20 protein-coding genes are annotated in these 24,405 nt (G+C 70.0%); 11 read left to right on the top strand and 9 right to left on the bottom strand.

Going from position 1 to position 24,405, the window contains the following annotated elements:
- Positions 1-6: 6 nt before the first annotated feature.
- The 4 genes from VPH43_RS00770 to VPH43_RS00755 all read right to left on the bottom strand — a co-directional run bounded on the left by VPH43_RS00770 (position 7) and on the right by VPH43_RS00755 (position 5,849).
- On the bottom strand, positions 7-762 hold the full coding sequence (locus VPH43_RS00770) for a glutathione S-transferase family protein (RefSeq protein ID WP_328575735.1): 756 nt from the start codon (positions 760-762) through the stop codon (positions 7-9).
- Entirely contained in the window at positions 759-3,959 is a 3,201-nt protein-coding gene (locus tag VPH43_RS00765) for an efflux RND transporter permease subunit (RefSeq protein ID WP_328575734.1), read from the bottom strand. The genes VPH43_RS00770 and VPH43_RS00765 overlap by 4 nt, the downstream gene beginning before the upstream one ends.
- Before the next feature lie 5 nt (positions 3,960-3,964).
- The gene (locus VPH43_RS00760; protein ID WP_328575733.1) at positions 3,965-5,131 is read right to left on the bottom strand and encodes an efflux RND transporter periplasmic adaptor subunit; all 1,167 of its coding nucleotides are present in this window, start codon (positions 5,129-5,131) and stop codon (positions 3,965-3,967) included.
- A gap of 100 nt (positions 5,132-5,231) precedes the next feature.
- A complete protein-coding gene (locus VPH43_RS00755) occupies positions 5,232-5,849 on the bottom strand; it encodes a GNAT family N-acetyltransferase (RefSeq protein WP_328575732.1) in 618 nt (205 codons plus the stop codon).
- A gap of 118 nt (positions 5,850-5,967) precedes the next feature.
- Between VPH43_RS00755 and VPH43_RS00750 the strand changes: the two genes are divergently transcribed.
- On the top strand, positions 5,968-6,159 hold the full coding sequence (locus tag VPH43_RS00750) for a CsbD family protein (protein ID WP_328575731.1): 192 nt from the start codon (positions 5,968-5,970) through the stop codon (positions 6,157-6,159).
- A gap of 12 nt (positions 6,160-6,171) precedes the next feature.
- Here VPH43_RS00750 and VPH43_RS00745 read toward each other — a convergent pair whose 3' ends face one another.
- Both VPH43_RS00745 and VPH43_RS00740 read right to left on the bottom strand, forming a co-directional pair.
- On the bottom strand, positions 6,172-7,017 hold the full coding sequence (locus VPH43_RS00745) for a dioxygenase family protein (protein WP_328575730.1): 846 nt from the start codon (positions 7,015-7,017) through the stop codon (positions 6,172-6,174).
- Between the two features lie 77 nt (positions 7,018-7,094).
- A complete protein-coding gene (locus tag VPH43_RS00740; RefSeq protein ID WP_328575729.1) occupies positions 7,095-8,357 on the bottom strand; it encodes an NRAMP family divalent metal transporter in 1,263 nt (420 codons plus the stop codon).
- 105 nt (positions 8,358-8,462) lie between these two features.
- On the opposite strand from VPH43_RS00740, the gene VPH43_RS00735 reads away from it, so the two are divergent.
- Together VPH43_RS00735 and VPH43_RS00730 are read left to right on the top strand one after the other, a co-directional pair.
- Positions 8,463-8,741, top strand: coding sequence for a hypothetical protein (locus VPH43_RS00735; RefSeq protein ID WP_328575728.1), 279 nt, complete (start codon positions 8,463-8,465; stop codon positions 8,739-8,741).
- 151 nt (positions 8,742-8,892) lie between these two features.
- A complete protein-coding gene (locus tag VPH43_RS00730) occupies positions 8,893-9,831 on the top strand; it encodes an AfsR/SARP family transcriptional regulator (RefSeq protein ID WP_328575727.1) in 939 nt (312 codons plus the stop codon).
- 70 nt (positions 9,832-9,901) lie between these two features.
- Here VPH43_RS00730 and VPH43_RS00725 read toward each other — a convergent pair whose 3' ends face one another.
- The 3 genes from VPH43_RS00725 to VPH43_RS00715 are packed head-to-tail and all read right to left on the bottom strand — an operon-like array spanning position 9,902 to position 12,386.
- Positions 9,902-10,651 (bottom strand): hypothetical protein, encoded by a 750-nt coding sequence (locus VPH43_RS00725; RefSeq protein ID WP_328575726.1) that lies wholly within the window; start codon positions 10,649-10,651, stop codon positions 9,902-9,904.
- On the bottom strand, positions 10,648-11,613 hold the full coding sequence (locus VPH43_RS00720) for an MlaD family protein (RefSeq protein ID WP_328575725.1): 966 nt from the start codon (positions 11,611-11,613) through the stop codon (positions 10,648-10,650). Before VPH43_RS00720 ends, VPH43_RS00725 begins: the two co-directional genes overlap by 4 nt.
- Positions 11,613-12,386: an MlaE family ABC transporter permease gene (locus VPH43_RS00715; RefSeq protein WP_328575724.1), complete on the bottom strand. Its 774-nt coding sequence runs from the start codon at positions 12,384-12,386 to the stop codon at positions 11,613-11,615. Before VPH43_RS00715 ends, VPH43_RS00720 begins: the two co-directional genes overlap by 1 nt.
- A 132-nt stretch (positions 12,387-12,518) precedes the next feature.
- Here VPH43_RS00715 and VPH43_RS00710 point away from each other — a divergent pair, with 132 nt between their 5' ends.
- The 8 genes from VPH43_RS00710 to VPH43_RS00675 are packed head-to-tail and all read left to right on the top strand — an operon-like array spanning position 12,519 to position 24,385.
- Entirely contained in the window at positions 12,519-12,899 is a 381-nt protein-coding gene (locus VPH43_RS00710; protein WP_328575723.1) for a hypothetical protein, read from the top strand.
- 27 nt (positions 12,900-12,926) lie between these two features.
- Positions 12,927-17,816, top strand: coding sequence for a papain-like cysteine protease family protein (locus VPH43_RS00705; RefSeq protein WP_328575722.1), 4,890 nt, complete (start codon positions 12,927-12,929; stop codon positions 17,814-17,816).
- Positions 17,817-17,824: 8 nt separating this feature from the next.
- Positions 17,825-18,772, top strand: coding sequence for a hypothetical protein (locus VPH43_RS00700; protein WP_328575721.1), 948 nt, complete (start codon positions 17,825-17,827; stop codon positions 18,770-18,772).
- Positions 18,772-19,029, top strand: a complete 258-nt coding sequence (locus tag VPH43_RS00695; protein WP_328575720.1) for a hypothetical protein — start codon at positions 18,772-18,774, stop codon at positions 19,027-19,029. Before VPH43_RS00700 ends, VPH43_RS00695 begins: the two co-directional genes overlap by 1 nt.
- On the top strand, positions 19,026-19,847 hold the full coding sequence (locus VPH43_RS00690) for a hypothetical protein (RefSeq protein ID WP_328575719.1): 822 nt from the start codon (positions 19,026-19,028) through the stop codon (positions 19,845-19,847). Before VPH43_RS00695 ends, VPH43_RS00690 begins: the two co-directional genes overlap by 4 nt.
- On the top strand, positions 19,844-21,244 hold the full coding sequence (locus VPH43_RS00685) for a S8 family peptidase (protein ID WP_328575718.1): 1,401 nt from the start codon (positions 19,844-19,846) through the stop codon (positions 21,242-21,244). The genes VPH43_RS00690 and VPH43_RS00685 overlap by 4 nt, the downstream gene beginning before the upstream one ends.
- Positions 21,245-21,258: 14 nt before the next feature.
- Positions 21,259-23,322: a hypothetical protein gene (locus tag VPH43_RS00680; RefSeq protein ID WP_328575717.1), complete on the top strand. Its 2,064-nt coding sequence runs from the start codon at positions 21,259-21,261 to the stop codon at positions 23,320-23,322.
- A gap of 10 nt (positions 23,323-23,332) precedes the next feature.
- A complete protein-coding gene (locus VPH43_RS00675; RefSeq protein WP_328575716.1) occupies positions 23,333-24,385 on the top strand; it encodes a hypothetical protein in 1,053 nt (350 codons plus the stop codon).
- Positions 24,386-24,405: the final 20 nt, after the last annotated feature.

Raw genomic sequence — 24,405 nt, 5'->3', positions numbered from 1 at the left:
GCCGTGTCAACCCGCCGCAGCGGCCGTACCGCCGGCCCAGTAGCGCTGCCACATGCGGTCGTGGTAGGCCATCACGTTCGGCATGCGCTGCAGCTGCTCGCGCACCGGATGCTCGAAGGGCGGGGCGCTGGCCGTGTGGATGAAGGCGAACGCAATCGCGTCCAGCCCGCTCGGTGTGTCGCCCAGCATGTAGGGCTTGTCGCCCAGGAAGTCAGCCACCGCCTGCCAGCCCTCCAGCGCGATCTGCACGATCTCCTGCGGCTGGTGCCGGCCGATGCCCTGCGCATGCAGCTGGGCCAGCGTCTTCTTGCGGATCGCCGGCATCAGCAGCGGTGCCAGCCGCGGCAGCAGCGTGCGGGCCAGCGGCCGCGATGTCTGGACGGCGTAGTCCAGCAGCAGCGGCTTCAGGTGCTCGAAGTTGGCATCGGAGCTCCAGCGCAGGTGCACGGCGGTGAAGTACAGGTGCGTCTCGAACAATGCCTTCATCGCGACCGCCATGGCGCGGTCCTGCGGGCTGCGCTGCGCCTCGCCCAGCGGATCACCGTGCTTGCGCTCCAGGTGCCGGATGATCAGCGACGAGTCGGCGATGCGCTGGCCGTCGTCGTCGATCACTGGCAGCTTGCCCTTGGGCATCATCGCGCGCCCACCCAGCGCGCCGGTGTAGGGAATGCCGGCCATGCGCAGCCAGGTTTCCAGCTTCAGGACGAAGGGGCTCAGGTCCGGGGTGCGCCCCACCGGACCGTACTTGTAGACGGTGATCATGCGGGCTGCATGCCACGGCGGCGGCCCAGGCCGGCCAGGCGCTTGAGCGAGCGCCACACGAACCGCAACATCACCAGCGTGAGCAGCGCTTCGAAGAAGGTGGCCACGAACGCGAAGAACGGGTTCCAGCGTTGCGCACGGCGGTGGAACTTGGCGATCGCACGGTCCCGCCAGATCTCGATGCTGTCGTAGAAGCTCGGGATCACCAGCAGGGTGAGCAGGGTGGAGGTGATCACCCCGCCGATGATGGCCACCGCCATCGGCCGGTAGAACTCGCCGCCTTCACCCACGCCGATGGCCACCGGCAGCATGCCGGCGATCAGCGCGAAGGTGGTCATCAGGATGGGGCGCAGGCGCTTGCGGCCGGCGGCCATCAGCGCCTCCTCGCGCGGCATGCCTTCAGCTTCGCTCGCGCGCGCCGCGTCCAGCAGCAGGATGGCGTTCTTGGCCACCAGGCCCACCAGCATGATGATGCCGATGAAGCTCATCAGGTTGAGCGTGCTCTTGGTGACCAGCAGCGCCAGCACCACGCCGATGAGCGACAGCGGCAGCGAGATCATCACCGGCAGCGGCGCGGTGAACGAGCCGAACTGCATCACCAGCACCAGGTACATCAACAGGATGCCCATGATGAGCGCGATCAGCATCTGGCTGAACACTTCCTGCTGGTCCTTCGACGCGCCGGCCAGCTCGATGCCGTAGCCTTGCGGGTACTCCATCGCCTTGGCGATCTTCAACGCGTCGGCGGTCACCTCGCCGGGCGAGCGGCCCTGCGCGTTGGCGCTCACCGCGATCATGCGCTTGCCATCCGAGTGCTGGATCTGCGAGGGCGCCTGGCCCATGGTGACCGTGGCAATCTGGTCCAGCGGCACGATGGCGCCGGTGGTGCTCACCGCGATCGGCAGGCGCTCGATGTTGCTCGCGTCCACCCGGTCGTCCGGATGCAGGCGCACCGCCACGTCGCGCGTTTCGCCGGTCGGATCCACCCAGTCGCCCACCTCGATGCCGGCGAAGGCGACGCGCAAGGTTTGCGCCGCATCGTTGACCGAGATGCCCAGCGCATTGGCCAGGCCGCGGTTGAGCTCGATCTTCAGCTCGTCCTGCGGCGCCTGTTCCGACAGGCCCACGTCCACCGCGCCGGGCACCTGGCGCAGCTTGTCCATGAACTGGTTGGTGATCGCCAACAGGCGGCGCGAATCGGTGCCGTGGAAGCGGATCTGCACCGGCTTCTGCGCGCCGTTGTTCAGGTCGTCCAGCACGGTGTATTCGGCGCCCACCAGCCGCGCCACGCGCTGGCGCAGGTCGGTGGCCACCTCGGTGGCGCTGCGCTTGCGGGTGTTGCTCTTGCCGATGTCCACGTACACGCGGCCGCCGCCCGGGTTGGCAAAGGCATCGGTGGCCTTGGTCTCGGGCAAGGTGCGTGCTAGGGCCGCGGCGGCCTCGAGCTTCAGGCGCGAATACTCCAGGCTGCTGCTGGAGGGCGTGCGCACCTCGATCGCCAGCGTGCCGTAGTCGGACGCGGGCAAAAAGCTGGAGCCGCCGAAGTTGGCCTGCAGCACGATGGCCGCGACGAAGCTGCCGATGGCGAAGATGAACATCCACACCCGGTGGTGCAGCGCCCAGGCAATGATGCGGCCGTAACGGTCGGCCTGATGGTCGAACCAGGCGTTGAAGCCTTGCAGCCAGCGGCTCAGGCCTTTGCGCTGCATGTCGTGCAGTCCGGGCGGGTCGCCCCAGAAGGCGGACAGCATCGGGTCGAGCGTGAAGCTGATGAACAGGCTCACCAGCACCGAGGCCACCACGGTCAGCGCAAAGGGCCGGAACCATTCGCCCGACACGCCGGGCATGAAGGCCACCGGCACGAACACTGCCACGATCGAGAAGGTGGTGGCCGCCACGGCAAGGCCGATCTCCGCGGTGCCACGCAATGCCGCGGTGCGCCGGTCCTCCCCGCGTTCCATATGGCGCACGATGTTCTCGCGCACCACGATCGCGTCGTCGATCAGCACGCCGATGGCCAGCGACAGGCCCAGCAGCGTCATGAAGTTGAGCGTGAAGCCGCACAGCCACACCGCGATGAAAGCCGCGATCACCGAGGTCGGCAAGCTGAGCGCCGTGATCAGCGTGGAGCGCCACGAGTTGAGGAACACGTAGACCACGAAGATCGTGAGCCCGGCGCCGAAGATCAGCGCGTGCACCACGTTGTTCAGGCTGTTCTGCGCGTCCTTGCCGCCGTCCTGCGTGATCTCCAAGGTGGTGCCTTCGGGCAGGGTCTTGCGCACCTCGTCCACCGTCTTGCGCACGTCCTGCGCCACCGACACCGTGCTCGCGTCGCGCGCGCGGGTGATGGACATGCCCACGTTGGGCCGGCTGTTGCGCGCGCTGGAGCTGTTGAGCTCGGCGAAGCCGTCCTTGATGGTGGCCAGCTGGCCCAGGCGCACCACCTCTTCACCCCGCCGGCGCACCACGATCTGCTCGAACTGCGCGGGCGATTCGATGCGGCCCACCAGCCGGATGCTCTGGTCCTCCAGCGTGCCGCGCACCTTGCCCACCGGCGCGGTGGTGTTCTGGTTGCGCAGCGCGTTCACCACCTCGGCCACCGAGATGTTGTACTCGCGCAGCTTCTCGGCGCGCAGCAGCACACTGAGTTCGCGCTGCAGCGAGCCGTTGATCGACACGATGGCCACGCCCGGCAGGGCGCGGAAGCGGTCGGCCAGCTGGTCCTCGGCCAGGCGCGAGATCTCCGAGTGGCTCTGGCGCGTGGAGGCCAGCGCCAGCTGCATGATCGGCTGGGCCGACGGGTCGATGCGCTGCAGCACCGGCTCGCGGATCTCGGTGGGCAGCTTGTAGCGCACCGTGCCGATCGCGTTGCGCACCTCGTCGGCGGCCTCGGTCATGTTCTTGCTGAACAGGAACACGAGCACGATGCGCGCGCTGCCCTCGCTGGCGGTGGAGCGCACCTGGTCCACGCCGGAGATGCTCTGCAGCGCCTTCTCGATGCGGTTGATCACCTCGCGCTCCACCGTGTCGGGCGAGGCGCCGGGGTAGGGGATGGTCACCACCATCACCGGCTGCTCCACGTCGGGGATCTGGTTCACGCGCAGCTTGTTCAGGGCCAGCAGGCCCAGGCACATGAGCGCGATGATGATCACGATCGTGGCCACCGGCCGCTTGATGCTGAAGTCGGAGAGGAACATGGTGCTTACCTCATCGAAGCACTGGAGGCCGCCGCAGTGGCGGTGGCGCCGGCGAACTCGACCTTCTGACCGTCGGCCAGCGTGCTGCCCGGGTTGCGCAGGATGCGCTCGCCGGCCGCCACGCCGCCTTGCAGCGGGTATTCACCGGTGCGGGCATCGCGCTCACCCAGCTGCACCGCCACCTTGTTGAGCACCTGGCCGTTCACCCGCCACACATAGGCCTTGCCGCCTTGCTGCACCAGCGCCGAGGCCGGCAGCGTGAGCGCCTGCGTGGTGCCACCGGTGACGATGCGGCCTTCGGCATACAGGCCGGAGACGCGGGGCGCGTTCGCGGGATCCGCAAAGGACACCAGCACTTCGAGTTGGCGCGTGGTGGCATTGGCGGAGGCGTCCACCCGCTTGACCTTGCCGACGAACTCGGTCTGCGGCGCGCCGTTCACGCGAAAGCGCACCTCCTGCCCGGCCTGCACGTCCTTCATGCGGTCGGCCGACACCAGGCCCTCGAAACGCATGCTGCGCGGGTCGATCACCTTCACCAGTTCCTTGCCGACCTGGGCCGTGTCGCCGGCGGAGACCTTGCGGTCGCTCACCACGCCGTCGAAGGGGGCGCGCACCAGCGTGCGCTGCATCTGCTGGCGCGCCGACACCACGCGTGCACGGGCGGCGGCCAGATCACTCTGGGCGGTGTTGCGGCGCACCTGCGCGTCTTCCAGCGCCTGCACCGAGGTCATGCCCTGCGCCTGCAGCGTCTTCAGGCGTTCCACCTGGCGCTCGGCCTGCTCGAAGGCCTGGGTGGCCGCGCGGGCCGATTCTTCCGCCGAGGAAAGGCTGTCGCGGATGGCGGTGTCGTCCAGCTTCACCAGCAGGTCGCCGGTGTGCACCGGTTCGCCGTTTTCCTTCAGCACCTGCAGCACCACCGCGCTCACTTCGGCGCGCAGGTCGGCGCGCCGTTCGGGCTGGATGGAGCCGGTGATCACCGGGCCCTGCGCCTGGTCGGCACCGCCCACGGTGCGCAGATCCTCAGGCGACAGCAGCAGCGGCTGCGCCGCGGCGGCAGCGCTGGCCGAGGCGGCCGGCTTGGCAGAGGCGGCGCCGGCCTCCGGCTTGTCGCCCTTGCCGCAGGCCGCCAGCAGGCAGGCAACCAGAACGAGGGAAAGAGGGTGACGCAGCATCAGACGGTTCTCCCGGACTCTTGTCGGTATGGAAATGTGTCAAAGCCCGCTAGCTTAATCCTCTGCCGCGGCAGGGCCGCGCGGCATGCGCCGAACAGCGCTACCAGCCGACCAGCGGCCGAAAAGCGGGGTTGAGCAGCGCGGTCATCACGTGGTCGCGCCAGGCGCCGTCGATGTAGAGGTACTGCAGCGCCAGGCCCTCCACCTGGAAGCCCAGGCGCTGCAAGGTGGCCGCACTGCGCAGGTTCTCGGGGCGGTGGTTGGCTTGCACGCGGTGCAGGTTGACGTTTGGCGAAAACATCTCTGCGATGCCGGCGCGCAGCGCCTCGGCCATCAGGCCGTGGCCTTGCAGCTCGGCGTCCAGCGCGTAGCCCAGCATGCAGCTGTGGAAGGCACCGCGCGCCACCTGCGAAAAGTGGATGGAGCCCACGATGCGCTCCGGCGCCTCGGGCAGCACCAGCCAGTAGCGGTAGCCCGAGCCGTTGGCAAAGGCCTCGCCCGCCTGCACCAGGCGCTCGGCCTGGGCGCCCGGGGTGAAGAAGACCTCGGCGGTGGGCGGGTCCCAGCGTGCGAAGTGGGCCCGGTTGCGCACCAGGAAATCGCACACCGCCAGCGCGTCAGCCGGCTGCCCGGTGCGCAGCAAAAGGCGTGGCGTGGTGAGCACTGGACGCGCCGATGCGGCAGGCTGCAGTGAGGGCGGATCGGGCGGCACCGGCATGGCGCCGGCAGTGTACGGCGCGGGGCGCGTAGGGAGCGGCTGACAGCCCCCAGGATGGGCACACCCCTTGCCGTGCTTCAGGTGTGCCGATGCGGCACGTGAACCCAAGGAGTACCGGATGAACAAGGATCAAGTGAAGGGTCGCGCGAAGAAGGTCGAAGGCGAACTGATCGACGAGCGCGGCGACGCCACCGGTGACCTGTCCGACGACATCAAGGGCAAGGTCGAGAAGGGTGTTGGCGAAGTCCAGAAGCAGTACGGCGACATGAAGGAAAAGATCCGTCGCGACGACGATCTGAACCGTCGCTGATCCCCGTTTGACTCACGAAGCCAGTGCCGCGGCGAGCGCCGCGGCCGGCTCGCCAAACGCGTAGGTGTCCATGCCCAGGGCGCCGAAGCTCACGCTGTCGTGCAGCCGCACCGGCTGCGCTTGCAAACCGCCCGAGCCGGCCGTCGCGAACCAGGGCAGCAGGTGCTCGTCGGTGGGGTGCATTTCCGCCGCGAAGGGCGCCTTGGCGCGGTAATCCCACAGCGCGTCCCAGTCACGCGCCGCACTGCGTTCGGCCATCCAGCGCCGGAACGCCGCACTCTCCTCGATTTCCGGCGCATCCGCGTCGGGCCGGCCGTGCACGCCGCCGAACAGCCGGCGCAGGTTGTGCGTGATGCTGCCGGTGCCCAGCACCAGCACGCCTTGTTCGCGCAGCGGCGCCAAAGCCGCGCCCAGCGCAAACTGCCGCGCCGGCGATTCGCTGTGTACGAAGGCCAGCGGCACGATCGGCACATCGGCCTCGGGGTACACGTAACGCAGGGCGGTCCAGATGCCATGGTCCAGCCCGCCGGCCTCGCTGCGCTGCGCCGCGATGCCATGCTCCGCCAGCCGCTGCACCACATCGGCGGCCAGCGCCGGATCGCCCGGTGCGTCGTAGCGCAGGGCGTACAGCGCGGGCGGAAAACCGCCGAAATCATGGATGGTGTCGTGGCGCGCGGCGCCCAAGGCCACCGGCGCGCGCGCCAGTGTGTGCGCGGAAATCGCCACGATGGCGCGCGGGCGGCCGAAGGTGGCGTCGATTGCTGGCCCCAGCCGGGCGAGGAAGGCACCGGCTAAGCCCGGCTCCAGCGCGATCATCGGCGAGCCGTGGGAGACGAAGAGCGAGGGCAGCGTGTTCATGCAGTCATTGCAGCATCCGCTTCCGGGGCCGCCATTGCAAGGTTTTGCATGCGGCGTTCGAAGCGTTGCCCCTACGGCTACAAGGTCGCCAGCATCGCGACCACCGCCGCTCCCATCGCCGAAGTGGCCAGCCAGCCCAGCAGCCGGTGCCTGCGGGTGAGGGTGTAGTCGCCGAGGATGCGGACGTCGCTGCCCATGCGCATCATCACCGCCATGATGGGCACCGCGATCACGCCATTGACGATCGCGCTCCACACCAGCGCCTTGATCGGGTCCAGCGAGGTGAAATCGACCAGCGTGCCCGCGATGGTGGCGGCCACCAGCACGCCGTAGAAGCCCTTGGCCTCGCCCAGGGCATGGTCCATGCCGGAGCGCCACTGGAACACGTCGGCCACCGCATAGGCGGCCGAGCCCGCCAGCACCGGCACGGCCAGCATGCCGGTGCCCACGATGCCGAGCGCGAACAAGGTGAATGCAAAGTCGCCGGCGATCGGGCGCAGCGCCTCGGCGGCCTGGCGGCTGGTCTGGATGTCGGTGAGGCCGTGCTGGTGCAGCGTGATCGCGGTGGCCAGCATCACGCAGAAGGCGATGCCGTTTGAAAACAGCATGCCGATCACCGTGTCGAGCTTGATGCGGTACAGGTGCTCGCGCACGAAGCGCGGATGGCGCGCCAGGTCTTCCGGGTCGGGCGTGCGCTGGCGCTGCTCGGCCTCCTGCGCGGCCTGCCAGAAGAAGAGGTAGGGGCTGATGGTGGTGCCCAGCACCGCCACGATCATCTGCCAGTAGGCACCGTCGCTCTGCAGGCGGGGCAGCAGCGTGTTCACCAGCACCGGGCCCCAGTCCACATGCAGCATGAATACCACCGCCACGTAGGACAGCAGCGCCAGCGTCAGCCACTTCAGCACGCGCACCATCGCCTCATAGCTCAGCAGCACCGGCAGCCCGGCGCACAACACGCCGAACAGCAGCGCGTGACCATGTTCGGGCCCGCCCACCACAAGCTGGAGCGCCTCGCCCATGGCCGCCACGTCAGCCGCGATGTTGAGCGTGTTGGCCAGCACCAGCAGCAGCACCAGGCTCACCGCCAGCCAGCGCGGCATGACGCGGCACACATTGGCCGCCAGGCCCTGGCCGGTGATCCAGCCAATGCGCGCGCTGACCATCTGGATGCCCACCATCAGCGGCGTGGTGAAGGCGAGCGTCCACAGCATGCCGGCGCCGAACTGCGCGCCCGCCTGTGAATAGGTGGCCAGGCCGCTGGGGTCGTCGTCTGCCGCGCCGGTGATGAGGCCGGGGCCCAGCATGTGGGCCAGTTGTCTGCCGCGTCGAAAAAGGCGCATCGGGGAAGTCCTGCTGTGGCGCTGAGAGAAAAGTCGCGCCGCGCGATTGTGAAGCCACCGATTGCTGCAGACGGCGGCGGGGCACCTGTTCACAATACGGCGACGATGGTCGAAAAAATCTTCGCTGCCGGGGTGCTGGTGGCCTGTCTGGTGGCCTTGCTGCGCATGGCCCTGCCCAACCGGCTGCAGCATCGGCTGGATGCACGCCTGCGCCGGGCCTGGGCCGGCTGCCTGCGCCTGGTTGACCGCCTGCGCCGCCGTCGCGCACCGCCGCCCGACCCCGCCCGGGTGGCCGAAGAGGCGATCCGCCGCGCCCGCGAGGGCCACTGGGAAGGCAACGTCTACAAGCCGCGCAGCTTCCGCCGGCCCAAGAAGCCGCACTGAACCGCCGCCCTTGGGCAGCGCAAGGCGGTCAGGCGTGCCGATCAAGACCGGCAGGCGCGGATGTAATGCAGGTAACTAGGGATATCGCCCGCAAGCAGCCGCTCACACACTGGGTCACGCTCTTGCTGGCCGCCAGGCCACGGTGTCCCCCATGCTGCGACTGCACTTGTTCGGCGCGCTGTCCTTCAGCTTCGAAGGACCGGGCGCGGACGTGCGTTCGTTCCTGCATGTCACCGGCCGCCCGGGCAGCCTGCTGGCCTTCCTGGCCCTGGCGCATGGGCGTTACTTCAGCCGCGGCGAACTGGTGTCCGCCTTGTGGGGCGACCAGGCCGAGGGCGTGGGCAGCGGCACCTTCAACACCGTGTTGTGGCGCCTGCGCAAGCTGATGGAGTGCCCGCCTCTGGTTCATGGTGCGCTGATCACCTGCGATCGGCATGGCGCCGTGGGCCTGGACCCGCAGGCCCGCATCGCGCTGGATGTCGATGAGTTTGCGCGCCTGGTGCTGCCGGCGCTGGCCAAGCCGCTGGAGCACACCACCGAAGATGACGTGCAGGCGCTGCGCCGCGGCATCGAGCTGTACACCGCCGACATCCTCACCGACCTGGCCGACGAGTGGGCACTGCGCGAGCGCGAAAAGCACCGGCGCCACCGCTTGAACGCCCTGGGCCGGCTGATGCAGATCTGCACCCTGGGGCGCGACCACGCATCGGCGATCCGTTATGCCCAGGCCATCCTCGACCAGGACGCCTTGCGCGAGGATGTGCACCGCGACCTGATGCGCCTGTTTTTGGCGAGCGGGCAGCGCGCGCTGGCGTTGCGCCAGTTCGAGCAGTGCCGCGCCGCGCTCAAGCAGGAGCTGGCCATCCAGCCGATGCACGAGACCATCGCGCTCTACCAGGGCATTGCCGACCATGCGGTGCGGGTCGAAGGCCCACCGACCCTGGAGGACTTGCTGGCACCGCGCGCCGCGCCGGCCTTGCCTGCGCTGGTGGGCGCTGCGCCGCTGTCCGCGCGCGAGTTGGTGGAGTGCGCACGTGCGCACCTTGCGCAGGCCGAGGCGCAGCTGCAGTTGACACTGCCGTTTCTTTAGCCGCGCGCTGCGGCGGGTGCTGGGCTGGAGCGCCGGCCTGCAGCAGGGCCGCACCCTGGCCGCGTGGGTGTCAAGGCCGCGTGCTGGCCTCCACCAGGTCGATGCGACGCTGCAGTTGCGCCGCGGCTGTGGCATCCCCGGCCCGCGTGGCGCGCTGCTGCTGGACTTTCAGCCACGCCAGCAGCGGCCGGCGCCAGCCTTGTGCTGAAGCCGTGTCCACCGCCAACGCCATCAGCTCCGGGCGGGCCTGGCCGACCTGGAACTGCACGGCGATCGCGATCAGGCGCGACAGCGGGTCCTCGATCGCCTGCACGGTGGCGAGGCTTGCACCGCCCGCGGCCACGGCGCGCTGCGCCGGCGGCAACTGCTCGCGCTCGGCGCCGGTGGGCAGGCGGCCGGCCAGGTAGTCGGCGTACACCCGCTCCGCCGGGCCTGAGTCGGCACGCAGCGGCTCGAAGCCGGCGCAGGGCTGGAACTCCAGGCTGGCCACATGGGCGGCGCAGCGCATCAGCTCCACCCGCGCCGCCAGGTCGGCGCGGCCGGTGCGGCCCACTTCGCTGCGCGCGCGTGCGAGCTCCTGGGCTTCGGCGCGGCTGTTGCCCGCGAGGTAGGCCGCCACCGCGGCGTCCATGGCGGACTTGGTGTTGGCCTGCCAGTCGGGCGCCGGCGGGCCGCTGGCGCAGCCGGCCAGGCAGGCCGCCAGCAATGCGGCCGCAGCGCGGATGCGCCGTGCGCTGGCCTCGCGCTGCGCGGCACCAGGGCGCGGGAGCGTTCGAAGCGCTTGCGAGGTGTCAGGACGCTTCGCGAAGGGCAGGCTCATTTGAGTTTCAGCTCCGTGTCGCGTGCAAACGGCCATTTGCGGTTCACCTCTTCCACCAGCTGCTCCACCTTGCGCACCGTGATGTCCACTTCATTGCGCAGCGCCCCCAGGTCGTTGGTGGCGCCGCGCGCGTTGGCGGCCACCGCCTGGGCTTCGGCCAGCACGCCGTCCACCTTCTTCAAGGTGCCGCGGGCGTCGGTGAGCAGGGCGTTCAGCTGCAGCACGGTGTTGCGGCTTTCGCGCACCACGCCGTTGGGGCCCAGCACCTGGGTGTCGGCCTTGGCCGCCATGCCGTCCAGGCGCGCCAGCAGGGTGTTCACCCGGTCCAGCGCATGGCTTAGCTTCTGCGCCTCGGCATCGCTGCCCAGCAGCACGCCGGCCGCGCCGCGCGGGCCCTTCAGCCGCTCGGTCACCGCCTGCAGGTTGGCCAGGCTGCCGGCCAGCGCGGAGTCGGCCGCCGACAGCTGGGTGAGGTTCTGCATCAGCTCGCGGGCCGATGCCACCAGGCGCGGCAGCTCGGCGCCCGCATCGCCCACCAGCACCTTGCGCTCGGCGCCGTCGGGCAGCGGCGGATCGGTGAGCACGCCGCTGTAGGCGCGCAGGCTGGCGCCGCCCACCAGGCTGCGCACCAGCGTGAAGACACTCGTCTGGCGCAGCCAGTGTGCGTCCTTGCGCGGCACGTCCACCAGGATGCGGGCGTTGCCGTCGGCCGCCAGCTCGATGCGGCGCACCCGGCCGATCGGAAACCCAGAGAAGGTGAGGTCCATGCCCACGCGCACACCTTCGGAGTCTTCCGCCACCAGCACCAGGCGCTGGGTGGCCTCGAAAGCGCCGCGCGCGTACATCAGGTAGAGCGTGGTGCCGCCGATCAGCAGCACGAACAGCGCCAGCAGCAAGGCCGCCTTGGCCTCCAGGTGGCGCGGCGCGCTTGGGGCAGGGGTGGGAGTCGCTTGTTCGTCCATCAGTAGTAGTTGCCGACCAGCGAGGCCGCCTCGATGAGCAGGATGAGCAGGAACATGCGCACCAGGCCCTGCAGCTCCGCGCTGGTCCGCGAGCGCCCGCGTGCGGCCTGGTCCAGCACCACGGCCACCGGCACCAGCGCCACCGCCATGCCCAGCAGCAGGATCTTCAGGCCGAAGACCAGCGACACGCCGGCGTCGAACACATGGCCTACCGTGTGGGTGTAGGCCGCAAAGCCCGATGTGGACAGGCCGTACACCGACAGGTAGGCCACCACCAGCGTGACCACACAGCTCACCGCCGCCAGCATCAGCGCACAGAACACGCCCGCGGCCACCCGCGGCAGCACCTCGCCGCGCAGCAGCTGCTCGCTGGCCGGCAGGGTGGCGATCTCCGCCGCGTTGGGGATGGTGCAGCGCAGGGCGGCAAACAGCGCGGCGGTGAGTGGTATCAGCTCCAGCACCAGCACCCGCACCACCATCTCCAGCGCGTACTGCGACAGCCCGTAGCTCAGCGCCGTGACCAGCACGATGCGGATCAGCACCAGGCTGATCAGCGTGCTGATCACGCTGAACCACAGCAGCGTCGGCGCGGTGCCGACGTACAGGTGGCGCAGCAGTGCGCGCCGGTTGTCCGCGGTGTAGCTGGCGGGGGACAGCGCCAGCACCAGCAGCAGCGCGCCCAGGTGAACCACGCGCCACCAGCCGGCCACCCAGCCGGCGCCCAGGCGGCCGATGTGCGCCAGCGCGCCCTGGAAGGTGATGGTGGAGGCCATGGGCCGGATGATAGGGCGGGCCCTCGCGGCGCCGCCCGCGCGCCATCTCACGCGCATCACACCTTGCGCGCAGCGCGTGAGGCCCGCGTGATTGCCGCGTGATGCCCGCGTGATGGCCGGCGCCCAGACTCCATGCATCCGCTGTCGATCGACACGGGGAGCCGCTGGATGCCCTTGCTGGAAGACCACACCGCCTCGTTCATCGTGCGGATCTGGCGCGAGCGGGGCGAAGGCACTGCGGTGTGCCAGGAATGGCGTGGCTCCATCGAGCACGTGCAGACCGGCCAGCGATCGTTTTTCAGGGACCTCGGCGCCATCGCGAACTTCATGCAGCCTCACCTCCACCACCTCGGCATCGAAGCGCCGCTGCGCTTCTGGGACCGCATGACGCCCGACCTGTTCGCCGGCGAGGCTGTCGACGGTGCGGTGATGCCCTCCGTGGTGCCCCCGGTAATGCCGGCGGCGGAGCCGCCGAACCCACCGGCCCGCGCCGCCCGACTCCGCAAGCGCTGAAGCGCAACGTCAAGACAGGAGAAGCTCATGCCCCTCATCCGAGCCAACCGCGAGTCCGTGAACGACCGCTTCAGCGTGCTGGGTTTCAGCGTGCGCGCCGAAAGCCCGCTGTTCGAGGTGGGTATCGCCACCGACCCGGCGCTGTTCGACACCCGCAACCGCGAGCAGCGCAGCCGGCGCAACTTCTACTCCAGCCGCTCGGTGGGCGCCTTGCGCCTGCGCCGCGGCGAGGCGGTGTACCTGGTGCCGCCCGACGTGCTGGCCAATTTCGTGGGCCAGCCCAAGCTGTATTTCGGCCTGGCCACCTACCGCGAGGGCTCCGGCGGCGTGCCGGACTTCGTGCAGGCGCCCAGCACCGGACACATGTACGTGGACCTGTCCGGCCTCACCGAGCGCGGCCTGCGCCGCACCGGTGCGGGCAGTGCGGGTGGCGCCTACGGCCGGCCCAACGGGCACGACCCCAGCCTGGACTGGGGCGGCGATGCCCAGCCGCAGCCCAATGGCAGCAGCGCAGCGAGCGCCGCACCGGCCAATGGCAAAACGAATGGCAAGGCAAACGGCAACGCCAATGGGGACGCCAACGGGTCCGCCGCCGCGAATCCGGCTGCCGCCCCGGCGCCTTATGACGACGGCTTCGGCAGCTTCCCGCCCGCCCCCGCCGTTGGCACGGCACCGGCGCCTGGCGAGCCCGCGCCCCAGCCCCCCATGGCGGCCGCGCAGGCGCTCAACCGCCGCAGCCGCGCGTTCGAGGACGACGCACCTCAGGAGCAAGACGAAGGCGAGGGCATCGAAGGCCCGATCCCCGACGACGAAGCCACCGCGCAGGCCCAGGCGCTGCGCTCACGCGCCATGGAGGCGCCCGCGGCCGAATACCCCGGCGCCAGCCGCTTTGCACCGGCCCATCCGTCCAACTACCGCGTGGTGCGCACACAGCGCGAGGTGAACCAGATCGTCATCCACATCACCGATGGCGGCAGCCGCATCACCGGCACCATCGGCTGGTTCCAGAACCCGAACCAGCGCAACGCACGCAACAAGCCCATCCATGTGAGCGCGCATTACGTGGTGGGCCGCGACGGCGAAGTGGTGCAGATGGTGCGCAACAACGACATCGCCTGGCATGCGAACTCGGCCAACGCGCACAGCATCGGCATCGAGCACGTGGCCAACTCCAGCAACGGCCAGATTCCCACCGAAGAGGAATACCAAGGTTCCGCCGCCCTGGTGGCGTGGCTGTGCAGCCAGTACAACCTGCCGATCGACCGCACGCACGTGCTGGGCCATGCGGAGGCCGATCCGCACACCACGCACACCAACTGCCCCAATTCCATCTGGGACTGGGACCACTACATGGACTGCGTGCGTGCGGCCGCCGCCGCGGCGCAGCCGCAGCCCACCGCACAAAGCCTGGGCCGCACGAACGGGCGAGCGGATGGCCGGGCGGAGGGGCGAGCCAACGGCCACGCCGCCTACGCCCGCGCGCAGGAAATCATCGAGCCGTACTACGACCAGTCCAACCCGATGAGCGCGTTGACCTGCCAGGACAACGCGTTCAGCCTGGCGGCCGAGGAATGGTTCATGGGCGTGGGCGACACCACGCAGTTCCCGCACTCGGCGATCTGCCAGCTGCGCATGACCGCGCCCGACGGCAGCCGCTACATCGGCACCGGCTTCTACATCGCCAGCGACCGCATCCTCACCTGCGCCCACAACCTGAGCGGCATGTCCAGCGTGGATGTGATCCCCGGGCGCAACGCCGGCGACAAGCCCTTCGGCGAATGCACCATGCCCTCGAGTTCCTGGCGCATCGCCCCGGGTTACACCGGCTCGGGCAACTGGGAGAACGACCTCGCGGTGATCGACAACGTGCCGCTGGCCGCGCCCAACGGCCAGTGGTTCGGTTTCCTCAACGCATCACCCTCCGACCGCATGCCGATCGTGGTGTGCGGTTATGCCAAGCGCTCGGTCACCGTGCCGCAGCTCACCCAGGCGATCGACGGCGACAAGCAGCACCTGCATGGCGGTTATGCGTCCAGCGGCAGCGGGCTGGAGACGCTGGACTACGCACTGCTCACGCTCAAGGGCAACAGCGGTTCGCCGGTCTATCACCTGAGCGACCGCAACGGCAGCCTGGAAGCGCTGGTGTGCGCGGTGCACGTCACCGGCGAGCCGGCCGCGCAAGGCCTGAACCGCGGCTGCTTCATCACCCCGACCAAGATGGACTGGATCGAAGGCCGGGCCGCGTCCTTCGCGCTGGCGGCGAGCTTCGCCGCGCGGCCTTCGCGCCCGCGCGCCTTGCCGGGACGCCAGGCGGTGCAGCGTGCGCCGGCGGCACGGGCCCGCGCGCTCATCATCGGGCCGGAGGACGTGGAGCAGGCGCAGCGTTATGCGCCGCAATGGGCCGACCTCTTCAACTGGAGCGTGCCGGAGTGGATCCACGGCTACCTGGCCGGGCGCAACATGAGCGTGCAGCGCATTGCCGATGCGGCGGGCGCGCTCAACCTCGACCGCTACGAGGTGCGCATCGCCACCTTGCCGGCGGGCTTCACCGACGAGTCGCTGTTCGAGCATGTACGCCTGCACCTGAACGACTTCCTCGACACCGACAACAGCGAGTTCATTCCCTACACCGCCGGTGACGACGACGTGAAGTGGAGCTCCGCCGCGCCCATCGGCACGGTGTTCAAGATCGACATCGTGGGGCCGGACAACGCGGCCGTGGTCGCCAGCCTGGTGGAGCCGCGGATGCTGCGGTTCACGACCATCCACACCGAATGGTCGGGCGACCATCCTGTGAGCGGGCATCGCGAGTTCGGCGTGCGCACCGACAGCGATGGCGCCGTGGTGCTCTACACCCGCGGCGCCGACCGCGCCACCGACGGCATCGGCGAGAGCATTGCCTTCTTCGGTGCCGATCACCTGTGGAAGAGCTTCCAGCGCAAGGCGGTGGAGTTCGTCAACGCCAACGGCGGCAGCGCGAGTGCGCCCGAACCCTTCAGCCAGCGCTTCCATCCGAGCGTGGTGGACATCCTCTACGGCCACGGCACGGTGGCGCAGTCGCTGTCGTTCCAGGCGTTTTCCATCCACTGGGACGACACGCCCTACCAGCCGCAGACCAACAGCAGCTCCTGCTGGGCCGCTGCCGCCGCCATGGTGGTGGGCTGGCGCGACCAGGTCTGCCTGGCCAACGACGAGATCGCGCGCTGCGTGCCGGTGATCGATGCCTATCGCAACGGGCTGCCGCCGTCCAACCGCATCACGCTGGCGGATGCCTGGGGCCTGGTGGCCGAACCGCCGGCGTCCTATTCGATCGAGGGCTTCCGCCAGATGCTGGCGGCCTACGGCCCGCTGTACGTGGGCATGAACTGGGACAAACAAGGCGGCGGCCATGCGCGCGTGCTGGTCGGCATGGAAGCCGGCGGCGCCGACGACGGCTCCGACACCACCATGTTCCTGTACGACCCCTGGCCCGAGACACCCGGCCGCATCCGCATGCCGTTCAACGAGTTCGTGCAGCTCTACGAAGGGCGCATGACCGAAACCGGCGGTGTGGTGGACGTGCAGATCCTGCATGCCGACAGCGCCGCCGGCCGCACGCCGGCCACGGCCGCACCGTTTGCGCTGTCGCTGGCGGCTTCGCAGGTGCGGGCCCCCGGTGAAGGCCGGCGCGGTGGTGCGCGCGCCCCGCTGCGTGCGGTGACCAGCCGTGCGCAGGACTGGCGCCTGGTGGGCAACGGCGCACCGGCGCGTTCGCGTTCGCTGGGCACCGAGACCATCGAACATCCGGTGCAGCTGATCCCGCAGCCCAACAAGGTGGCCTGCTGGGCCGCGTCGATGGCGATGCTGCTGTCGTTCCGCCGCAATGCCTCCTTCGACCCCGAGACGCTGGCCAACGAGGTGGGTGGCTCGCTGATGACCAGCTACGGCTGGGATTTGCTGGAAGCGGTGCGCGGCCGTTATGGCTTCACCGCGATCGACGTGCCGTCGAACACCAGCCTGTACTTCTCACCGGTGCAGTGGGCGCAATGGCTGCGTGATTTCGGCCCGCTGTGGGTGGTGATCGTAGGCATGCCGCACGCCGTGGTGGTGAGCGGCCTGCGTGGCAACACCGACGATGCGGCCAGCTGCGAAGTGAAGCTGCTCAACCCCTGGGACACGCGGGTCGCTTTCGACGACGACCCGGTGATCTTCAACCCGCCCAACAACGGTTATGCCGACTGGCTGCCGTTCCAGCAGTTCGCCTCCGACTTCGGCAACATGGCCGAGCCCGACTACGGCAACTGGCGCGTGCTGCACCTGCCGGCCCAGGCCGTGGGTGCGGGCGCGGGTGGTGCCGTGGCGCAGAGCCTGGGTGCGCGTCGCGCAGCCGGCGGCCGCGCTGGAGCGCTGCCGGCGCCACCGCGCCGGGTGCGTGCCTTTGCCCTGGAAGACGCCGCAGCAATGGACGAACCGGTCGAGCCCTCGCGTGTGCCCGGCACCACCATGCGGCGCCAGCGCGGCAGCCGCGGCCGCACCACCTGGGCGCTGGACCAGCTGGACGGCATCAAACTGCCCGACCCGATGGCCGCGATGGTGCCGGCCCTGGTGCCCACCACCATCACGCTGGACCAGTGGCCCTGCGTGGGCGGCGATGCGATGCCGCTGCCGCTGACGGTGCGCTTCGATGCGGGCGGCGGCGCGGTCGGCAATGTGCGCATCAGCGCCGGCAACGCGGTGGACCTGCCCTATGACGTGAGCGTCACCGCGACGATCGACGACGAGCCGGCGCCGCTGCCGGGCACGGCGAGCTTGCAGGCCGCGGTGCGAGTGACCATTGACGTGGACTTCAGCGGCACCCCGAGCGGCAACGTGTCCGCGCGCACCCGGCTGCGCCTGGTGGGCAATGGCCGCTATGACATGGACAGCAGCTGGCAATAGAGGCTGCAATGACCCTCCGTTCTCGCTCCATCTTTCCACCGGCCGTGAACGGCGGTGCACGCTCGCGTGCGCTCGCCGATCCGCCGGCGCCGGTGGCTGCAGCCGCGCCCGCGCCCAAGCCGCCGGCCACCGAGGCGCTGGCGCAGCGCGCCGGTGCGCTGGTCAACGAGATCGACTTCCCTGGTTTCGTCGCGGGGCTGGTGCACGGCACCTTCGATGCGATCGTGGATGCCTCCATCCGCCAGATGGAGAGTTATTCCAGCCTGGTGGCGGCGGTGGCCAAGACGGTGGACCAGTTCACCGAGGAAAACGTCAGCCCCAACCAGGCGCGCGACTGGCTGGCCCAGCGCTACCCGGGCGAGGTGCGTGTGGCGCCGCCCGGCGGCGACCAGCCCACGCCCACGCTCGTGCCCATCGCCGAAGGCCTGATGCCCACCTGGCTGGGCGACTACGGCATCGACGGCGAGGAGTTGAGCAGCGAGCTGCTGGAAACCCGCGTGCTGCCGCAGGTGCGCATGCACGTAGGCGCCGAGCGCCAGCAGCTGCTGGCTACCATGGTGATGCTGGGCATGAACCGCGTCGCGGTGAAGGACGGCTCGATCACCGCCAAGGTGATGTTCCGCGCCACCGCCAACGACATGGCCAAGGTGGGTTACGCCACCGGCAGCGACCCCAAGAGCGTGGCCGACTGGGGCGAGCGCGGCAGCCTCACCTACAGCAATGCCAGCGCCACCATGGTGTCCACCCTGGGCGTGAATGCCCAGAGCGACACCAGCCTGCGCGCCGACCTGTTCGGCGAGGTGCGGCTCAATTTCGTGAGCGAGACGCTGCCGCTGGACAAGCTGGCCGATGCCGCCAAGGTGGCGCTGGTGCAGCGCAACTCGGCCGTCGCCCGCGTGGCCGCGCCCACCGCGCCGCCCGTGGCACCGCCCGCCGCACCGGCAGGGGGCGTGTGATGCTGCGCGACCTGTCCACCGTGCTGCTGGACCTGCATGAAGGCATGCAGGCCGCGGCGCGGCGCGCCGGCAACGGCGTGCGCATCCACCAGGCCGAGATGACCTTGCCGGTGGACACCGCGCTGGTGCTCAAGGACGGCGGCTGCACCCTGCTGGCCGACGTGGCGCGCAGCCATGCCGACGCCGCCTGGCTCACCGCCGCATCGCGCCTGACGCTGACCTGGGGCGAACTGCCCACCAGCGAGGTGGCGCCATGACCCGGTCGGTGCAGGCGCTGGTGCAGGAATCGGGCGTGCCCTTCGACGTCTTCATCCAGTCGCTCACCGAGCAGCTGGACAAGGCGCAGGCCACCATGGCGCTGAAGGCGCGCGTGGCCAAGCTGCCGCTCACGTTTGCGGTGAAGGATGTGCAGCTGGACCTGCGTGCCTTCGTTCAGGTGGTGGACGACGACGTGTACGTGCGCCCCTCCAGCCCCGGCGACACCGAGGCCAGCACCATCCGCCTGACGCTCACCACCATCACCCGCTCGATGGTGGAGGAGAACGCGGTGGACTTCCGCGCCGAGGAGCCGCAGTTCAGCCTGCGCGAGGCGCTGCGCGGCCAGGTGAGCGACGAGGACCAGCGCAGCCTGGAACGCATCGGCGTGCGCACGGTGGAGCAGCTGACCGAGCTGCGCAAGACCGCCGGCACCGACGTGGTGGCGCGCCTGGCCCGCATGCCGGTGAACCGGCTGCAGCAGGCGCTGCTGGCCGCGGCGGCACCGCGTGTGACGCAGGTGGACGATGCGCCCGCGCCCGAAGCCATCGGCAGCGGCCGCTTTGCGTCGCATGCGCGTGTGCACCTGCAGGCGCCCGGGCTGCGCGCCGGCCGCGTGCCCTTCGTGCGCGCTGCCGGCCAGGACGTGCCGGTGCTGGAGTCGCACGACGGGCGCATGGTGCTCGCGCCTTACGCCACCCAGCTCGGCATGGACGCCGAGATCGACTTTGGCAACGGCGAAGTGGCGCATGTGCCGCTGTCCAACGGCCGCATCGGCCGCTGGGCCGCGCCTGGCACGGTGAACGGGAGTGCCGCATGAACACGCTGCGCCCACCCCTGCGTGTGCCGCGCCGCCTGGTGCTGCGGCTGAAGCTCGGCGAACTGCCGGATCACCTGCCCAGCCTGCGCGAGGTGCGCTGCGACGGCGTGGCACCGGCCACCCGCATCGACGGCGGGCCGATCGACCGCCTGCTGGCCCACCACGGCGTGGCCGCGCGCAGCATGCGCCTGCACAGCGCGCGCATCACGCGGCTGCAGCGCCCCGGCGTGCAGGGCGCGCGCCGCTTCGACGACCTGGAGCAGCTGAGCGGCGTGGCGCGGGTGCTGCGCATCGAGGTGGCTGACGACGCAGGCGTGCCGGCCCTGGTGCAGGCCCTGGCGCAGGTGACGCAGGTGGACAGCGTGATGCCGGACTGGGTGTGCACCACGCCCTTCGATGCCCATCGGCCGCAGCATGCAGCCCAGATCGACCCTGCCGCCGCACGCCGGCCGCGCGCGCTGGTGCGGCTGCCGCAGGCGCTGGCGCTGCAGCGCGGCGACCCCTCGGTGATCGTCGGCCTGGCCGACACCGGCGTGGCGCGCCACCACGGCGAACTCGCACGCCGGCTGCGCCGCGGCTTCGACACGGTGGACCTGGACGCCGCCGCGCTCGGCGACCTCACGCTCGTGGGCGACAACACCGCGCGCGACGAGGAGCCGGAGGACGAGGTGGGCCATGGCTCCGCCTGCGCCGGCATCCTGCGCGCCAGCGGTACCGGCCTGCCTGCGGGCGGCGCGGGGCTGTGCGGCCTCACGCCGGTGCGCGTGCTGGGCGCGGCGCTGCAGGGCGACAAACGCGTGGGCGTGGGCGCGCTGGCCAACATCGACGCCGGCATGAAGCGCCTGATCGACCTGGGTGTTCAAGTCATCAACATGAGCTTCGGCACGCCGGACTCGGCGCTGGGCTCCACCGACCCGCGGCCGCATGAAGAAGTGGTGCGTTATGCGCTGGCGCGAGGTGTGCTGCTGGTGGCCGCCAGCGGCAACTCCGGCCGCGAGGAACGCTACTACCCGGCCGCGCACGAGGGCGTGATCGCCGTCGGCGCGGTGGACGATGCGATGGCGCCATCGTCGTTCAGCACCCGCGGCGGGCATGTGGCGCTGTGCGCGCCCGGCCGCGACATCTGGACCTGCGGCCTGGACGGTTATGCCTGCGTCAGCGGCACCAGCTTCGCCGCCCCCTTCGTGGCCGCGGCCTGCGCGCTGCTGGTGGCCCATGCCCAAAGCCGGGCCTGGCCGCTGGACCCGCAGAGCGCGCGCGAGATCCTGGTGGCGAGCGCCCAGCCGTTCGCATCACCGCGCAGTGCGGTCGGCTGCGGTGCCGGCGTGCTGGACGCACTCGCCGCACTGACCCTGCTGGACCAACGCATTGCCGCAGCGCTGGGCGCTGACTCATGAGGAAGGACATCACCATGGCCACACAACCCAAGAAGCCGGCTTCCAAGGCCGTGGTCGCGGCGCCGGCCGCGCGCAACGGCAAAGGCACGCGGCCGGCCGCCAATGGCCACCGCGATGCCAAGCCGGCGCCGGTGCCGGTGCGACGGGCCACCACCAAAACCCCGGGCGTGCCGCCCGCTCGTTCCACCCTGCCTGCGGCGGCACTCGCCGCCGAGGCGGACCGTCCACCTGCCGGTGGCTCCGCCGCCAACCCCCTGACCCTCGCCAACCCTCCTGGAGGACGGACCATGAAGCGCATCCTGTTGATCGACTTGAGCCAACGCGAACTGCAAGAGCGCGCCAAGCTGAAGATCCGCCGCGACCGGCTGGAAGCCGTGCGCCGCACCGAAGACTCCAGCGGCGGGCTCAGCACCGCGCAGGAGGCCGAGCTGGAGCGCATAGCCGCCGCGCTGGACAGCGACGTGCCGGTGGACCCGTTCTACCAGGCGGTGGCCTGCAGCATCGCGCGCAAGCCCTGGGACGAGCTGGTGAACGACCGCGACTACCTGCTGGAGCACGGCCTCTTTGGCTCGCAGCAGATCGAGCCCACGCAAAAGGGCCTGGGCACGCATGAGCAGGAGATCGCCTTCGTCAGCGGCCTGCTGGAGCTGGACAACATCACCCAGCCGACGATTCCCAGCTTCATCAAGAAGATCACCGAGGCCCAGGGCGAATACCGCCAGCACATCGCGCTGTTCGACGCCGCCTACGAAACCTTCTCGCGCCGCTTCGAGGTGACGCTGCACAGCCAGGTGGACCAGGGCCTGATCGATGCCGACGTGGTGGGCTGCGTGCAGCCGGGGGGCTCGATCAGCGGGCGCCACGGCACGGCCGCGCCCACCTCCTTCAACAGCCCGGTGATCCCGTCGCTGAAGGACCGCATCTCGGTGATCTCGGCGCGCAACATTGCAGCCGTGGTGCGCAAGCTGGTCAACGACAACGTGAGCGCCGACGACCCGTGGATCAGCAGCCGGCTGGAGAGCGCCTACAACATGCAGACCGGCGTGGTGTCCGGCGCGCCGCCCTCGGCGATGGAGATCATGCTGCCCGACCTGGAAGAGGCGGTGGACATCGAGATCCAGGCCGAGAACCTGCAGGCGGTGCAGGCCATCTACTTCGCCTACCAGCTCGAGGAGATGCGGATGTTCCAGGTGGTGGAGCGCATCGTGGAGCTGTTCCGCCAGGGGCTGCTGCCGCTGGGCCGCGGCGCCGTGGGCGACTACCTCTTCAACTACTACAAGAAGGCGTCCGAGCGCATCACCGAAGGCGAACGGCGTGACCTCTACATGCGCCTGTTCGGCGCGCCCGGCGGCAACCCGTCGAACGAACCCAACCGCGACTTCAACGAGCTCTGGCTGCGTTTCATCTCCGCGGTGTCCAGCTTCTCGCGCCAGCTCACCGTGGAGCGCATGCTGCGCAACTCGGTGCCGATGGCGGTGTCGCAGGAACAGGTGCGCAAGGCCGGGCGCGACCTGGGGGCCAACCTCTCGCGCAACGGCTACGGCATCGCCTACTTCGCGGCCACCGACCTGCAGCAGAGCATCCTGGAGTTCCGCGATGTGCTGCAGAACCCCGAGCTGCGCAATGCCTTCGGTGCACGCGACATGTGGCAGGTGATCGACCAGGTGAACGTGAACTACCTGGGCGGCGCGCGCAACACCCATCGCTACCGCACGCAAAGCCGCGCGGGCGCGGTGATCATCCGCTGGATCGCCAACAACGTGCAGCGGCTGGCCAGCGTGGGCGGGCCGGTGATCCAGATCGAGCAGATCGTCAACCCGCAGCTGCGCGTGGCCAACGGCAACAACAACCCGACCGTGGACCCCACCGATTGGGACCTGGTGAATGCCTGCGAACAGTGGCTGGCCGTCGGTGGCGTGCAGGACGCGAGCATCGAGCAGTACTCGCAACCGATCGAGGCGCCCACCATGACCAGCCGGCCGATCGAGATGCCGCAGATGGCGCGCGACATGCTCAACGGCATGGGCGTGAGCCTCAATGGCAGCGGCCTGCCGGCCGGCATGCCGGGCCTGCAGTGAGGAGCATGTGATGGCCTACGACCAACGCCCGCATCCCTCGATGGCCACGCACGTCAAGCAGTCGCTGCGCCAGGCGTCGCAGGCGCTCGGCGTGCGCGACCCGCTGCCCTTCATGGGCTCCATGATCGACCGCACCTTCGCGCGGCCGGACGACGACATGGCATATGCCGACAACCAGCTCGCCCCCGGCGCCGTGCCCTTCGAGCCCTCGTTCTCCGAAGCCGAGCCGGATGTGCTGCGCTTCACCATCGAGCCTTCCGGTCCCGGCGCCTCGCCGGTGGCCCGGCGCGACGAGGCCACGCGCGAGATGCGGCGCCTGATCTCGCCGCTGTTCGGCCGCGACGCACTGCGCTGGTTCGATTCGCGCAGCGAGGAATGGCGCGGCATGAGCGGCCTGGGCTGGATGCACTACGGCGCCTGGTTCGGCAGCGCCTTCGACGAGGACGGGCTGTACGCCGCCAAGGTGTACTACGAGCTGGCGCCCACGCAGATCGATGCGCTGGCGCCCAGCCTGGCGCGGCTGACCCGCATGGTCATGACCGAGATGCCGGGGTTGATGCCGATCTTCACCTCCATCGGCTGCAAGCGTGACACCGCCAGCCAGCGCGTGACCTTCATGCACCGCGGCCCATTGGCGCTGGCGGCGCTCGGCCCGCTGATGAACCGGCTGGGCATCGGGCACCAGCTGCCCAGCCTGATGCGGGTGGTGGGCGTGGCGCTGGGCGGGCGCTTCGAGCTGCCCAACGGCGGCGTGCTGGTGGGCCTGCGCGACACGCCCGACGGCGTGGAGATGAAGCTGGAGATCCTGCTGGCGTCGCTGCCCGACCTGCCCAACCGCTTCCTCGACCTGCTGCGCCTGGGCCTGGCCGAACGACCTCGCCAGGTGGCCGCGCTGGAGCGCTGGCTGTCCGCCTTCGGCGTGGACGACGCCGGCGAGCAGGGCCACTTCTCGGTGCTGTCGGTGCGGGTGTCGCCCAGCTCGCAGGCGCGCATCAGCCTGTATGTGCGGCCGATCGAGTTCGAGATGCGCGACACGCTGGAAGAGTCGCGCGAGTACAGCTGATCTTCTATCGGAGTCCACAC

The organism is Ideonella sp. BN130291, assembly GCF_036231905.1.
In the GTDB taxonomy this organism is placed as follows: Bacteria; Pseudomonadota; Gammaproteobacteria; order Burkholderiales; family Burkholderiaceae_C; genus CAMLIZ01.
This window is presented reverse-complemented; position numbering and strand designations above follow the sequence as displayed.